This window comes from Novosphingobium sp., assembly GCF_032093395.1.
Classification (GTDB): Bacteria; Pseudomonadota; Alphaproteobacteria; order Sphingomonadales; family Sphingomonadaceae; genus Novosphingobium.
In genome coordinates this window covers 15558-28574 of sequence record NZ_DAMDBA010000020.1, presented here as the reverse complement: position 1 = coordinate 28574, position 13017 = coordinate 15558, and the positions used below count along the sequence as shown (strand labels likewise).

The 13017-nt window shown below is 63.4% G+C and carries 14 protein-coding genes; all 14 read right to left on the bottom strand.

Annotated elements, in window-relative coordinates:
- Nucleotides 1-3 precede the first annotated feature (3 nt).
- Nucleotides 4-243: a hypothetical protein gene (locus RT424_RS09445; RefSeq protein WP_313436837.1), complete on the bottom strand. Its 240-nt coding sequence runs from the start codon at nt 241-243 to the stop codon at nt 4-6.
- A gap of 572 nt (nt 244-815) precedes the next feature.
- On the bottom strand, nt 816-1043 hold the full coding sequence (locus tag RT424_RS09440; protein ID WP_313436834.1) for a helix-turn-helix domain-containing protein: 228 nt from the start codon (nt 1041-1043) through the stop codon (nt 816-818).
- A 2-nt stretch (nt 1044-1045) separates the two neighbouring features.
- Complete coding sequence (locus tag RT424_RS09435; protein WP_313436832.1) at nt 1046-1264, bottom strand: DUF2274 domain-containing protein; 219 nt, start codon at nt 1262-1264, stop codon at nt 1046-1048.
- The gene (locus tag RT424_RS09430) at nt 1261-2538 is read right to left on the bottom strand and encodes a TrbI/VirB10 family protein (protein WP_313436829.1); all 1278 of its coding nucleotides are present in this window, start codon (nt 2536-2538) and stop codon (nt 1261-1263) included. The genes RT424_RS09435 and RT424_RS09430 overlap by 4 nt, the downstream gene beginning before the upstream one ends.
- Nucleotides 2535-3353: a P-type conjugative transfer protein TrbG gene (trbG, locus tag RT424_RS09425; protein ID WP_313436826.1), complete on the bottom strand. Its 819-nt coding sequence runs from the start codon at nt 3351-3353 to the stop codon at nt 2535-2537. Before trbG ends, RT424_RS09430 begins: the two co-directional genes overlap by 4 nt.
- Nucleotides 3350-4159: a conjugal transfer protein TrbF gene (gene trbF / locus RT424_RS09420; protein ID WP_313436823.1), complete on the bottom strand. Its 810-nt coding sequence runs from the start codon at nt 4157-4159 to the stop codon at nt 3350-3352. Before trbF ends, trbG begins: the two co-directional genes overlap by 4 nt.
- Nucleotides 4160-4161: 2 nt before the next feature.
- Entirely contained in the window at nt 4162-5457 is a 1296-nt protein-coding gene (gene trbL / locus RT424_RS09415; RefSeq protein ID WP_313436820.1) for a P-type conjugative transfer protein TrbL, read from the bottom strand.
- A gap of 138 nt (nt 5458-5595) precedes the next feature.
- Nucleotides 5596-6366, bottom strand: a complete 771-nt coding sequence (gene trbJ / locus RT424_RS09410) for a P-type conjugative transfer protein TrbJ (protein WP_313436817.1) — start codon at nt 6364-6366, stop codon at nt 5596-5598.
- Between the two features lie 23 nt (nt 6367-6389).
- Nucleotides 6390-8828: a conjugal transfer protein TrbE gene (gene trbE, locus RT424_RS09405; protein WP_313436814.1), complete on the bottom strand. Its 2439-nt coding sequence runs from the start codon at nt 8826-8828 to the stop codon at nt 6390-6392.
- The gene (locus RT424_RS09400) at nt 8822-9094 is read right to left on the bottom strand and encodes a VirB3 family type IV secretion system protein (protein ID WP_313436811.1); all 273 of its coding nucleotides are present in this window, start codon (nt 9092-9094) and stop codon (nt 8822-8824) included. Before RT424_RS09400 ends, trbE begins: the two co-directional genes overlap by 7 nt.
- The gene (locus RT424_RS09395; RefSeq protein WP_313436808.1) at nt 9091-9444 is read right to left on the bottom strand and encodes a TrbC/VirB2 family protein; all 354 of its coding nucleotides are present in this window, start codon (nt 9442-9444) and stop codon (nt 9091-9093) included. Before RT424_RS09395 ends, RT424_RS09400 begins: the two co-directional genes overlap by 4 nt.
- 4 nt (nt 9445-9448) lie before the next feature.
- Nucleotides 9449-10450, bottom strand: a complete 1002-nt coding sequence (gene trbB / locus RT424_RS09390) for a P-type conjugative transfer ATPase TrbB (RefSeq protein WP_313436806.1) — start codon at nt 10448-10450, stop codon at nt 9449-9451.
- Nucleotides 10447-10845: a CopG family transcriptional regulator gene (locus tag RT424_RS09385; protein ID WP_313436804.1), complete on the bottom strand. Its 399-nt coding sequence runs from the start codon at nt 10843-10845 to the stop codon at nt 10447-10449. The genes trbB and RT424_RS09385 overlap by 4 nt, the downstream gene beginning before the upstream one ends.
- Nucleotides 10846-10847: 2 nt before the next feature.
- Nucleotides 10848-12914, bottom strand: coding sequence for a conjugal transfer protein TraG (locus tag RT424_RS09380; RefSeq protein WP_313436802.1), 2067 nt, complete (start codon nt 12912-12914; stop codon nt 10848-10850).
- Between the last annotated feature and the right edge of the window lie 103 nt (nt 12915-13017).

Sequence of the window (13017 nt, the reverse complement as noted above, 5' to 3'; positions counted from 1 at the left end):
GTCTCATGCTCCGCAGAATTGTCCATCCATGAACATTCTCAAACGGACTCTTAGAACTTGATCGACCGTACGTAGATCTTCGAACGAGACGCTCTCCATCATGTTCGCTAAGGTAGTTTTTACGTTTGCATCCGAGTGTTTAGTCAACAAACCTCTCAGAAGATCGCGCGTACGAGAGCTCTTCACCGCTAGAATCGTCGGCTCAGGATTTTTGATTTGCGGATCTAAGGTTGCGATTTCCATCAAGTTAGAACAATCGGTTACTCAGGTGACGTCAAGAGCGCCTACGCATTTCCACGAGATGTCCACAAGCTTATCGATGCACATGCATTACGATCCTGCCTCAAATTAGCTTCACGCTGGTGAATTCATGGCATTCTCTTGACAGATATTAAATTTTTGAAATCAATGACGCGATACCAGATCCTACTTCTGCCGCCGTTGGCGCAGGAACCGGGTTAAATCTGCGATGCCGGGCACAAATTGAATGCCAGTCACCCTTAAGTTCCTCGTTTCTGGATCGCCCCCACCGTTCTCGAATTAGAATCGATATTCTGGCATAGAAATGGGCAGTGATTTCGTCTCGTCCTACACCCCAGAACTTGCGCATCAAACTCGATACCCTGCTCCCGAAGCATTCGTACCAAGACCTGAACGAACCGCGGCTTGGGTGACTTGTCTCCTGTAAGGAGACTTTCCGGATCGTCCGACCAAGGAGGCTTGCCCGATCGTCCGAATTAATGTCGATGCCCGGCGCCAACCGGTCCAATTAACTAGCGCCCCACGATCGCCGACGATCCCCAGGCGGATCAAGATCACGGTTCAGGAATTCGGCGTGTCCGTCTTGCAGCGATGAATTCCTGCAAGCTCGAGGCAATGACGACGGTAGACCTTCCGACTTTGGCAATTTCCAGATCACCACGCGCAATTAGCTGATAAATTTTCGCGCGGCTGAGGCCTGTCAGCCTGACCGCATCTGGAATTCGAACGCTGATCTGCGCCATACCGGGTGAAGGCGCGCGCGCGTCAAAGTCACGATCCATAATCACTTCCCCTTTCGTTTTTGCTGCTGAAACCCACGATCCCCTTCCAAAAAGGCACTCAGGATCGCCGGGACCAGATCCGTAACGGGCACCTCAGGCCCGTAGGAAGCTGCATAGGCAGCTGCGTAATCCTGCAAGGCTTGATGGAGATCGGGCGCTACCATGATGGCCAGCTTCACTGGCGTCTTGTCCGGCAGCTTCGCCAGCTTGATCATGCTCATTGTGCCCCCTCCCCCTTCCATGGTGCCAAGACCAAATCCTGCCGGACGACGAGACGCACCGGAGCGCCCGGACGGATGTCGATGGTCGGCTGAATGTCGAGATTGCGCTGGGTAATCTGATCACCCGCGCGTGACACGCTGGTCTGCGCGGATTCCCGGATCGCCTGCACCAGATCGCTCTCGCCGGTAATGGAAAGCTCGGTTCCCACGCCCAGGAGCGTGGCAATCGCAACACCTTTCAGCAGTTGGCCCGTATGGAAGTTGACCTTGTCGGATAGCCCCGCATAGCCGGACGGATCCGTTGCGGGCATGTTGTCGAGCCGCAGCGACTTCCCATCGGGCATCACCAGCCGTTGCCAGATGACCAGCGCCCGGCTCTGTCCATAGGCGACGACGCTGTCGTATTTGCCCACGAGCCGAGCGCCCTGCGGGATGAGCATGATCTCGCCGGTCGCGCTGTCGAAGACGCTCTGCGTGACTTGGGCAACGACCATGCCCGGCACATCGGAATTCACGCCCGTGACGAGGCTCGCTGCAATCACGCTTCCCGCCATCAGCATGTAGGGCGATACAGGGGTCGCCAGGCCATGCGGGTTCACATCGCCGCGATCATCCAGCTTGTCGGCAAACTGGCTCTTGCGATCTGCCGCCGCGGGTTCGGAAGTTTCGCCAGCCCCCGCTTGGCCGGCATCGACAGTGGCTGCCGCCACCGAAGGGGCAGTGGCCATGTTCGCCCCGGCTGCGGGATGTGCGCCTTGAACCAGTAGCGAAGATTGCATCGCTGCTTTGAGTTCTGCGGCATGCTGTTGCTGCGCCTCGACGACTCCCGACGCGACAACAGGTGCGATGCCATCGCCGGCCAACTGACGCTGCTGTGCCTTCAGGATCGGCCGCCCCAGGTCCCCGGGAAGTGGCGGCCCGAGTTTAGGGACGTCGCCATAGCTCTTGGGCAGCCCCGCCAGCGCTTCGTCCGAAGGCTTCCGGTCAGGTTGCGACATGGCGCTGCCGGCGATGATCCGGCCTGCCACTCGGGGTTGGAGCGCGATCCATGCGAGCCCGATCAGCGCGAGAGCCGCCAAGGTGCTTCCCCCGATGATCACTTCCTTCCTGAACCGCGTGACCCTCGGCGTCCTCGCCCGGATCGCGAGCGTCTCGGGATCGAGCTTCTCTGGAGATAGAACCTCCCTCTCAGCCCGTTCCACCCGGCTTTCGGACAATGGGGCAGCAGAACCGGGACCTTCCGAATTTGGTGCTGCCGATACCTTCTCGCTCATCGCCGCGCCCTCCCCTCGCCGCCTCGAGTGATCCGCACGACCTGCTGTTTCTTGGTCCCAAGCCGAAGCTCGGCGACCACAAAAATGCGATCGACCACATAAAAGCGGCCCTTCATGCGGTAATTGACCAGTTCGGCCGCGCCGTCCGCGCCGATCAGGAACAGTGGCGGCGCTTCATCCTCGCCGATCGAGGCCGGGAATTCGATGAAGGTTTGCCTGCCGTCATCGAAGGCGCGCAGCGGGCGCCAGGTCGGCGCGTCGCCAGTGATCCCATACCCGAAGTAGAGCTGTTCGACGCCAAGCCCGGCTGCGACCGGCTTCCCCGCTTCGGCCACAGCCTGCGCCGCCTTGATCGCCACCAGCTCATCGAGCGGGTAATTCCACGAAAGCGCCGTCATTCCCGCGTTCGCCTGGCTGGTCAGGAACAAATGATACGTACGTCGATCGGTGGTGATCACCAGGTTGGTGGCAAGCCCAGTGCTGAATGGCTTCACAAGGACATGCGTGCGCTTGTCATTCCCCATTCCACTGGAGGTATCGCCTATGGCCCAGCGCGCAGTGTCGCCGGCGGCGACCGCGATAAGACCCTCGCCCGCCTGCAACGCGATATCGGTGATCATGCCCGGCTGGGTATAGGCATTATACACGGTGCCATCCGACCAGAGATAGACCTGCCGGGCGTTGACCCAAGCATTTGGAGAAGGTTCCGCGCTGCCGCGGCGCACGGCACTGACGGGCACTTTTGCGCTCGCCGGAAAATCCACCGGATGGACACCCACGGCAAAGGCCGCCGCAGCTAGCAGCGAAGTCTTCATGGCAGAATCTCCTTGGCTTCATCGGGATTGGAAATTGCCGGCATGGCCAGCGCAGGTTCTTCGCGGTCAGAGCCGGCACTCGGATTGGATGCCGGCGGCGAAGCAGTTGCCGCTGGCACAGGGACCTCGAGTTCACGGCTCCAGTCGATGGCATCAACGTAGATCCCGAGCGGATTCTTGCGCAGCGTCTCACTGTCTCTGGGCGATTGCTGGACGATGGTCAGGATCGCCGTCCAATGGCTGGTCCCCGACGCACTACCGCGCTCGAACGCGTTCTCGATCCACTTGACCTGGAAGCTGGCGCCGGAAGCCCGGACGACGCTGGTCACATGGACCGAAACACTCCGTTCACCCAAACCTGTCAGCGCACCCGATGCCCGCGCATATTCGCTCAGGAAGCGGCTGCCTTGCTGGGTCGAGAAGTCATAGGCTTCGAGCCAGCCCTCGCGCATAACGACCGGGTCGAGCGAGATACCCCGCACATGAGCAATGAACTTGGACAAGGCCCAGGCAATCTGCGGATCGGTGGGCTGGTACCCTGCCTCCGCCTCGCTGATCGCACGAGGTTCGCCAAGCCTGTCAACGGCAACGACATAGGGCACCATTCGGCTCTGGAGTGACTGCCAGATGAGGCCGCCCGCCATGCTGCAGGAAAGCCCCAGACAGCCAAAGGCCATAATTCGCCAGTTTCGGGCCTGAATCCGGGCCGAGCCGATCCGCTCATCCCAGAGCTGCGCGGCACGCTGAAACGGGGTCGCCGGTTCGGGGGTGCGTCCATAGAGCTGGACGCTACGTTTGAAGCGCATGGTCAGTCATTCCTTTCGCTGATGTCGGGAGTGGTAGACCCGCCGCCACGATCACCCTGCTGGACCGCATGAACGGCAACCTGCCTGCGGTGGCGTGCCTTCTCTTCGCTGCGCAGCGACTTCGCCCACGCAGGCTCCGTCTCTCCGCCGCCGGATGCCGGCGACGGAGAGTTCGTGTCCCCTGCATTTGACCCGGCGATATCGGCGTGGGAGGCGGACGCGGAGGCCGCCGCCTGGCCGGGCGCACTCGCACGAGGCGCTGCGGAACCGGCCGGCGAAGTTCCCCCATGACCCGGACCAGGTCCGCCCTGCGAGCCGGCACTTGTCGCGGCGCTGGAAACGCCGGATGAAGCTGCTCCTCCCATCGAGGTTCCGGCCCGAATGCCGCCGAGTGCCGCGCCCGCCATCCGCGCACCGGCAACGGCGCCTCCGCCGACCATCATCACCGTGCCGCCTGCCGCCATGGCGGTACCGGCCACCGCGCCTGCGCCGAGCTGCGGCGCCCCGGAAGCGAGGCCGCTGGCCACCGAAGGCGCGAAAATCCCGAGACCGAGGAGCGACAGGCTCGCGAGCACGAGGCTCATGGCTTGGCCGATATCCGGCTCCTGCCCCTTCAGCGCCTGCGTCAGATCGTCGAAAAACGTGGAGCCGATGCCGACGATCACCGCCAGCACCATGACCTTGATGCCCGAACCGACGACGTGGCCGAGTACGCGCTCAGCCAGGAAACTGGTCCGGTTCCACAGCGCGAAAGGCACCAGGATGAAGCCCGCGAGGCTGACCAGCTTGAACTCGAGGATGCAGACAAACATCTGCACAGCGAGGACGAAGAAGGCGAGGATCACGATCAGCCAGGCGAGAAGCAGGATCGCGATTGTCAGGAAATTGTTGAAGAAGCTGGTGAAGCCCAGCATCTTGGAAGCTTGCAGGAGTAGCGGCCAGGACGCCGAAAAGCCGATACCGGCAAGCCTGCCGGGCTTCATGAGATCGTCCTGTCCAAGCGCGCCGCCGCCTGCCGTCAATCCCGCCTGGGAAAAGGAGCGGAAGAGGATATCGGCAAGATCGGAGAAGTTGCCGATAATGAAGGCAAAGGCGCCAACGAACAGGACTTTGCGCACGAACCTGGCGAGAACATTATCCTCTCCGGCCAAAGTCCAGAACAGCGCGGCCAGGGTCACGTCAATCGCGATCAACGTGCCGGTCAGGAAGCGTACATCGCCCCCGAGCAGCCCGAACCCGCTGTCTATGTAGCGGATGAACGTCGCCAGAAAGGCGTCGATGATGTTGAGATTTCCCATGCTTGCTGGCCTTCCTGCCGCAATGAAGAGGGTGTCGCGGGGCGCGGCCGAAGGACGATAGGCACGCGCCCCGCGACGCGGCGGCGGGAGAGGCGGTCCGCCGCCGCTGGCTGGATCGAGCCGACCGGCTCGAAGCCGCTAGTTCGGGGTGTAGGCTCTGCCGGACCCGAGGAACTTCGTCGTCGCCGCCTGAGCCTCAGCTGCCTCCTGTGCCCGGTTGCTTTCGCGCACCGCATCGGCGCGGTACTGCGCGGCCATCATCTGCTGGATCTGAAATTGCTGCTTGGCCGTAAGGGCGAGCAACTGGTTGGCCGCCTGCTGGACCTGCAAGGCGCCTTCCGCCCCCTGGCTGCGCTCGACCAGCGAATTGAGCGTCGCCGCATCGGCGGCAACGTTTTCGGCGATCTGCGCCTGGAGCGTGACGGTCTTGCGGTAGGCCGCGACCTGCGCATCCATCCGTGCGCGTGACGCGGCGAGCCTGTCGTCGAGCCTCAGCGATTGACGATAGGCATCGGGATAGAGCTGCGCGAACTGCTGGTCCGCGGATGCCACCTTGAACTCGATACCCTGCGCCTGCCCCATCAGCGCATCGATCTTGCGCAGGGTATCGGTGAGCGCCTGAAGCTCGGGAAAGCGTACGCTCGAGAGGTTCCGCGCCTGGTTGACGAGGCTCTGGGCCTGATTCTGGAGTGACTGGATCTGATTGTTGACCTGCTGCAGCGCGCGGGCTGCCGTCAGGACATTCTGTGCATGGTTGGTCGGGTCGTAGACGACCAGTGCATGGGCGGAAGGACTGGAAATCATCGCACCGACCACGAGGCTTCCAGCAACCACGAGTGCCACTGCGGCAACACCGGTGCTTGACCTCCAGATCGACTTGGCCGGGGATTTGCGAGACGAGACTTGCATCATCACTCTCCTTCAGGTTGGTGTCACAGGCTCCCGGCGCGCGGCCCGGGGTAGGTACTGATCAGATCGACCGCCCAGGCAGCGTGCGTTCCCGCGAGGAAAAGGGCGAAGAATTCGTCGCGGCCATGTTCGGCAAGCACCGCATCGATCCGGGCCTGCGTCGTCGGATCGGAACTGCCGCACAGCGCCAGCGCCACATCGCCCAGCCCCAGTTCGAACAGCCGGTTCCCCCGGGCCGATTGCAGGTAGTAGTGCCGCTTCGGCGTCGAACGGGCGATCAGCTCAATCTGTCGTTCGCTGAGGCCGAAGCGCTCGTAGATCTCCCGGCTCTGTGGCTCGACCGCACGGTCATTGGGCAGGAGGATGCGCTGCGGGCAGCTTTCGATGAGCGCCGGCGCGACAGGCGAGCCGGCGATGTCGGCCAGGCTCTGCGTGGCAAACAGCACCGAAACATTGCGCTTGCGCAGGACCTTGAGCCACTCGCGGATGCGGGCCGCAAAGAGCGGATGGTCGAGAAATATCCAGGCTTCGTCGAGCACCAGCATAGTCGGCCGACCGTCGAAACGCTCCTCGAGCCGGTGGAACAGGTACGTCAGCACGGGGCCGATGGCAGATGCATGCCCCATCAGAGCCTCGGTCTCGAAGCACTGTAGGTCCGCAAGATGGAGCGAGCTTTCCGAGGCATCGAGCAGACCACCATAGGGCCCGTCGATCGTGTACGGACCTAGCGCCGTGCGTAGGGCCTTCGATTGCAGCAGCAGCGTCAGCCCGGTGATCGTGCGTTCCGCCGGTGGTGCACTCGCCAGGCTTCCCAGCGCCAGCCAGACCTGGTCCTTCACCTCCGGGGTGACGACCACATTCTCCTGCATCAGGATCGCACCGATCCAGTCGGCTGCCCAAGCCCGCTGCGCCGGGTCATCGATCTCGCGCAAAGGCTGGAAGGCCACCGCGCCTGCTTCACTGCCAAGCCCAAGTGCATGATGCGCGCCGCCGCAAGCCAGTACCGCCGCACGCGCGGACAGGCCCTTATCGAACACATAGACCTGCGCGCCGGGATACCGGCGGAACTGCAGGATCATCAGCGCCAGCAATACCGACTTGCCCGCGCCGGTCGGCCCAGCGACGAACATGTGCCCGACATCGCCGACGTGGTTCGAAAGGCGGAACGGCGTCGATCCCGAGGTCTTGGCGTGAAGCAACGCAGAGCCATTCAGATGATCGTTGCCCGCAGGCCCCGCCCAGACCGCCGAAAGCGGCATCTGGTGGGCAAGGTTCAAGGTATGCAACAGCGGCTGGCGAACATTGGCGTAGACGTGCCCCGGAAGCGAGGACAGCCAGGCTTCAACCGCGTTGACCCGTTCGCGGATGGTGGTGAAGCCGAGACCACCCAGCACCCGCTCGACCTGCCGCATCTTGGCTTCGACGGCGCTGCGGTCGATATCGCTGACCGTGATCGTCGTCGTCAGGTAGCCGAAGGCGACATGATCGCCTCCGAGTGCTTGGAGCGCGAGATCGGCATCGGCGACTTTGTTTTCAGCGTCGCTGTCGAGAAGCTGCGTCGGCGTGTTGTACATCACCTCGCGCAGCATGGCGGTCAGCGACTTGCGCTTGTTGAACCATTGCCGACGCAGGCTGGTCAGGACCTTTGTGGCTTCCGACTTGTCGAGCGCAATAAACCGAGTGACCCAGCGATAGGCGAAGTCCTGGTGGTTGAGCGCATCCAGAAGGCCCGGCCGGCTGACGTTCGGAAATCCGAGCACCGAGATCGTGCAGATGTGCCGATCACCCAGTATCGGCTCGAGCCCGCCCACCAGCGGAGTGTCGACGAGGAGCCCGTCGAGATACATCGGGGTTGCAGGCACGCGCACCGCATGCCGGCGATCCGAGATCGTCGAGTGCAGGTAGGTCAACAGCTCCGCGCTATCGAGTGCACGGATCTCGGGCATGAAGCCGTCGAAGAGATCGAGCGCGCGGTCGGTCTCGGCAATGAAGCCTGCGAGCGAAGCGCGCCAATCGCGGCCCTTTTCATCGTCCGCGCGCTCGACAAGCCGGCGCCCTGCGGCATCCTCGCTGTCGGCCGGCGGCAACCAGGTCAGGGTCAGAAAATAGGCGCTCTCGTAATGCTTGCCCTCGGAAAGGAAGGCGGCACGGCGTTCGCGGTCGATCAGCCAACTTGCCGCGTCAGGAAAGGAATCGTCGGGATAGACGGCCGCTTCGCGGCGCTCGGCCTCAAAGAACAGCGCCCATCCCGAGCCGAACCGGCGGAGGACATTGTTGGCGCGCGCCGCGATGGAGGCGAGTTCGGCTTCGGTCGCCGATTCCATATCCGGGCCGCGAAAGGCGAGCACCCGCAGGAAGCTGCCGTCCTTGTTGAGCACCACCCCGGGTGCAACCAGCGCCGCCCACGGCAGATGGTCGGCAAGGCGTCCGGCCTTGCTGCGATATTCGGAGAGGTTCAGCACGCGAGATATCCTTTCTGGCGCAAGTGGCGGAGCAGGACAGGCGCGAAATCGGGATCGCGCCGGGCCGCGAGGACAGCGAGGCTATGTCCCGCCGCCCAGATGAAGAGGCCGGCCAGCCATTGCTGGAGCCCGAGCCCGACAGCCATGGCGAGCGTACCATTGACGATGGCGATCCCGCGCGGAGCACCGCCCAGAAGGATCGGCGCGCCGAGGCTCACATGGATCGGGACCTCGAAGCCTTCGATGTGCTGGCCGGCCCCGCTCATGCGATCAGCGCTCCCCCGCCGAAGCTGAAGAACGAGAGGAAGAAGCTCGAGGCGGCAAAGGCGATTGAAAGACCAAAGACGATCTGGATCAATCGGCGGAAGCCTCCCGAGGTCTCACCGAACGCCAGTGTCAAACCCGTGGCGATGATGATGATGACCGCGACGATCTTGGCGACGGGACCCTGCACGGATTCCAGAACCTGCTCGAGCGGCTCCTCCCAAGGCATGCCGGAGCCGGCAGCCCAGGTTTGCACCGGGACCGTGAGCGATACCGCGATCGCGCTTGCCCCAAGGAGTGCTGTGTGTGGTTCGAGGCGCAGACCGAAGCGGCGAAGTCGTGATGTCTTCATGGGTTCATTTTCCTTTGCTGCTGGAAGGGAAGCCGGTGGCCGGGAAGCACAGCTCGTGCAGGTGGTAGTCGCCGCTTGTCCGGTCGAAGCCCTCGAGAGTGGCGATGGCGGAAATCCGGCGAGCAAGGCCGCGCCCAGAGATCATAACGATGAGATCGACAGCCTCGGCAATGAGGTATCGCGGCACCGTGACCACCGCCTCCTGCACGAGACCTTCAAGCCGGTGCAGCGCCGCAGACGCGCCGTTGGCATGGATCGTCGCGATGCCGCCCGGATGTCCTGTGTTCCAGGCCTTGAGCATGTCGAGGGCTTCGGGCCCGCGGACTTCGCCGACGATGATGCGGTCAGGGCGCAGGCGCAGGGTCGAGCGAACCAGGTCAGCGATCGTCGCGACGCCCTGGCGCGTGCGCAGAGCGACCGTATCGGGCGCCGGGCACTGGAGTTCGCGCGTTTCCTCGATCAGCATCACCCGCTCGTCGAGCACGGCCATCTCGGCAAGCAGCGCGTTGGCGAGCGTGGTCTTTCCGGAGCTGGTGCCACCGACGACCAGTATGTTCCGGCGATCCAGCACCGCCGTGCGAAGGATCTCGGCCACCTCCGGCGTCATGATGCCGTCCGCCACATAGTCTGCGAGCGTATGGATGCGCGCGGCCGGTTTGCGGATCGAAAAGCAAGGCGCCAGCGAAACCGGCGGCAGCACGCCTTCGAAACGCTCCCCGGCGCACTCGCCGTGCGGAGGCAGCTCGGCGGAGACGATCGGACTGTCTGCGTGGACTTCAGCGCGGGCGTGGCTGGCGACAAGACGGATGATGCGCTCAACCTGATCGGGCGCGAGGCGTACGTCGGTATCCACCCTGCCCTCGCCGAGAACATCGACCCGCAGCGCACCGTCGGGATTGACCATGATCTCGATGACGCGTGGATCGCCAAGTGCCGTCTCGATCGCCGGGCCCATGGCGGTCCGCAGCATGGCGCGGCGGCGCGCGGCGGCTTCGTCGCCGGTCATCGCCCGCCCTCCTGATCGAGCGTGCGCTTGCCCTGCCCCACCTGCCGCGCAACTTGGGACAGGAACGCCTCGAAGCGCAGCGAACCCGCGGCGCGGCCTGCAGCGTCGTTTTCTGCAAGCGGCGGATTGATCGCCAGTTCATAGCGGATGAAAAGCGCCAACGTTTCGAGTTCAATGTGGCTGTCGCGCAAGAGGCGATCGAGAAGTTCGGCTATCCGGTCGAGACGGCGCCCGAATCGATCATCGAGTTCTTTCCTGCCGCGCCGGTCAAGCCAGACCGTCAGGGCCTGGACCAGGATATCAGACTTGGTGACGCCCGGCCGATTTGCTTCCTCGAGCAGACGGGCACTTAGCGAGACGGGCAGAAACAGTTGATAGCGGACCTTGTTCGTCATGTTCAGAGCTCCAGGTCGAATTGGTCGCCGCGCTCGGCGGAGCCCAGCGCATAAGCGACGCGCACGAGCCGCTGCTGAGCCGCCTGGTCGAGCACGCGCTTGTCCGATGCGGGATCGTCGTCATCCGCCGTGAGCCCCAGCGGATCGCTGGCGACTTGCGGTTCCTGGGGAGGCGCATCGATTTCGGCTTCGAGTTCGACCGTACGCGCCTGTTCCACGCCGCCGGTGACCACTTTCTTGCCCTGCTGTTCCTCTTCCACGAACTCACTGGCAGGCGGTGCCAATCGGTCGTCGGTACCGCGAACCTGCCCGGACCAATCTTCCTTTCGCGACGGCGGCGTATCGGCATAGCCCTTGGTGCTCAGCTGCGGCGGCGCGATCACGCGCTGCGCGAAAGCGGGCTCCTCGAAGTAGCGCAGCTTGCTGGCCCGGATCGGCGGCGTGCCGGAGGCAAGCACGAGTTCCTCGCGCGGATCGAGTTGCATTACCTCGCCGGGCGTCAGCAGGGCGCGTGCCGTTTCCTGACGGCTGACCATGACATGCGAGAGCCATGGCGCGAGCCGGTGTCCGGCATAGTTGCGCATGGCGCGCTGCTCGGTCGCGGTTCCGAGGGCATCGGAGAGACGCTTGGCGGTTCGCTCATCGTTGGTCGCGAAAGCAACGCGCACGTGGCAGTTGTCGAGGATGGAGTTGTGCTCACCGTAGGCCTTCTCGATCTGGTTGAGGCTCTGCGCGATCAGGAAGGCGCGGACCCCGTAACCGGCAAGAAACGCGAGACTGGTTTCGAAGAAGTCGAGGCGCCCGAGCGCGGGAAACTCGTCGAGCATCATAAGCAACCGGTGCCGACGATCGTGCTTGCGGTCCGAACCGTGCTCGAAGCGTAGCTCCTCGGTAAGGCGCCGGCCGATCTGGTTGAGGATCAGGCGAATGAGCGGCTTGGTGCGGCTGATGTCCGAGGGCGGCACCACAAGATAGAGCGAAGCGGGATGCTTGCCGTCAACAAGGTCGGCAATGCGCCAGTCGGAGGCCGCCGTTACCGCCGACACAGTAGGGTCGCGGTACAAGCCCAAAAATGACATGGCCGTCGAGAGCACACCCGAGCGCTCATTGACCGATTTGTTGAGGACTTCACGCGCGGCCGATGCCACGACCGGATGGACCTGCGGCGCTTCCAATGTGCCAAGGTGGTTTGTCGACATCATGGCATGGAGCGTGTTGGCAAAACTGCGCGCCGGATCAGAAAGGAATGTTGCTACGTGCGCGAGCGTCTTCTCTTCCTCGGCGTAGAGAACATGGAGGATCGCGCCGACCAGCAGCGAATGGCTGGTCTTCTCCCAGTGGCTGCGACGTTCCAATGCGCCTTCGGGATCGACGAGGATATCGGCGATGTTCTGAACATCGCGGACTTCGTGGACACCCCGACGCACTTCCAGGAGCGGATTGTAGCGCGCCGAGCGTGCATCGGTGGGGTTGAACAGCAGGCAGTGCGAGAAGCGCGCGCGCCATCCGGCGGTCAGCTGCCAATTCTCCCCCTTGATGTCGTGAATGACCGCCGATCCTGACCAGCTCAGCAGCGTCGGAATGACAAGACCAACGCCCTTGCCGGAGCGGGTTGGCGCAAAGGCCATCACATGCTCGGGACCATCGTGGCGCAGGTAATCTGCACCGATCCGCCCGAGGAACACACCCTCGTCGGCCATGAGCCCGGCCTTGCGGATGTCCTTGCGGCTCGCCCAGCGCGCCGACCCATAGGTCGTGACATTGCTGCGCTGCCGGGCGCGCCAGACGGATCCGGCAATCGCAGCGGCACAGCCGACCAGCCCACTGGAAGCCGCGATTCCGCCGGCCTTGTCGAACACCGCCGGCGCGTAGGCATCGAACTCGAACCACCAGATGAAAATCGCCCAGGGCGCGTAGATCCGGCGCTCCAGCAGCACAAACCAGGGGCTCCCCAGTTCGGGCTGGTATGCAAGTTCGGCCGCTGCCCACTGGGTTGCCAGCCAGACACCGGCAAAGACGATCGCGAACACGACCATCATCTGTCCGATGAGGAGTTTCGTCGGGGTCATGAAAGCCTCCACACGCCGCGGATCGCGTCCGGCAGCGTCGGGGCAAGACTCCCGGAAAACCGGCGGAGATCACAGTCCCTGTCTGGTGCACCGAGGTGTCTTT

What these genes read in the sequence shown, in the direction of transcription:
- RT424_RS09445 (WP_313436837.1), bottom strand. Translation starts at nt 243, where the DNA reads ATGGAAATCGCAACCTTAGATCCGCAAATCAAAAATCCTGAGCCGACG.
- RT424_RS09440 (WP_313436834.1), bottom strand. Translation starts at nt 1,043, where the DNA reads ATGGATCGTGACTTTGACGCGCGCGCGCCTTCACCCGGTATGGCGCAG.
- RT424_RS09435 (WP_313436832.1), bottom strand. Translation starts at nt 1,264, where the DNA reads ATGAGCATGATCAAGCTGGCGAAGCTGCCGGACAAGACGCCAGTGAAG.
- RT424_RS09430 (WP_313436829.1), bottom strand. Translation starts at nt 2,538, where the DNA reads ATGAGCGAGAAGGTATCGGCAGCACCAAATTCGGAAGGTCCCGGTTCT.
- trbG (WP_313436826.1), bottom strand. Translation starts at nt 3,353, where the DNA reads ATGAAGACTTCGCTGCTAGCTGCGGCGGCCTTTGCCGTGGGTGTCCAT.
- trbF (WP_313436823.1), bottom strand. Translation starts at nt 4,159, where the DNA reads ATGCGCTTCAAACGTAGCGTCCAGCTCTATGGACGCACCCCCGAACCG.
- trbL (WP_313436820.1), bottom strand. Translation starts at nt 5,457, where the DNA reads ATGGGAAATCTCAACATCATCGACGCCTTTCTGGCGACGTTCATCCGC.
- trbJ (WP_313436817.1), bottom strand. Translation starts at nt 6,366, where the DNA reads ATGCAAGTCTCGTCTCGCAAATCCCCGGCCAAGTCGATCTGGAGGTCA.
- RT424_RS09400 (WP_313436811.1), bottom strand. Translation starts at nt 9,094, where the DNA reads ATGAGCGGGGCCGGCCAGCACATCGAAGGCTTCGAGGTCCCGATCCAT.
- RT424_RS09395 (WP_313436808.1), bottom strand. Translation starts at nt 9,444, where the DNA reads ATGAAGACATCACGACTTCGCCGCTTCGGTCTGCGCCTCGAACCACAC.
- trbB (WP_313436806.1), bottom strand. Translation starts at nt 10,450, where the DNA reads ATGACCGGCGACGAAGCCGCCGCGCGCCGCCGCGCCATGCTGCGGACC.
- RT424_RS09385 (WP_313436804.1), bottom strand. Translation starts at nt 10,845, where the DNA reads ATGACGAACAAGGTCCGCTATCAACTGTTTCTGCCCGTCTCGCTAAGT.
- RT424_RS09380 (WP_313436802.1), bottom strand. Translation starts at nt 12,914, where the DNA reads ATGACCCCGACGAAACTCCTCATCGGACAGATGATGGTCGTGTTCGCG.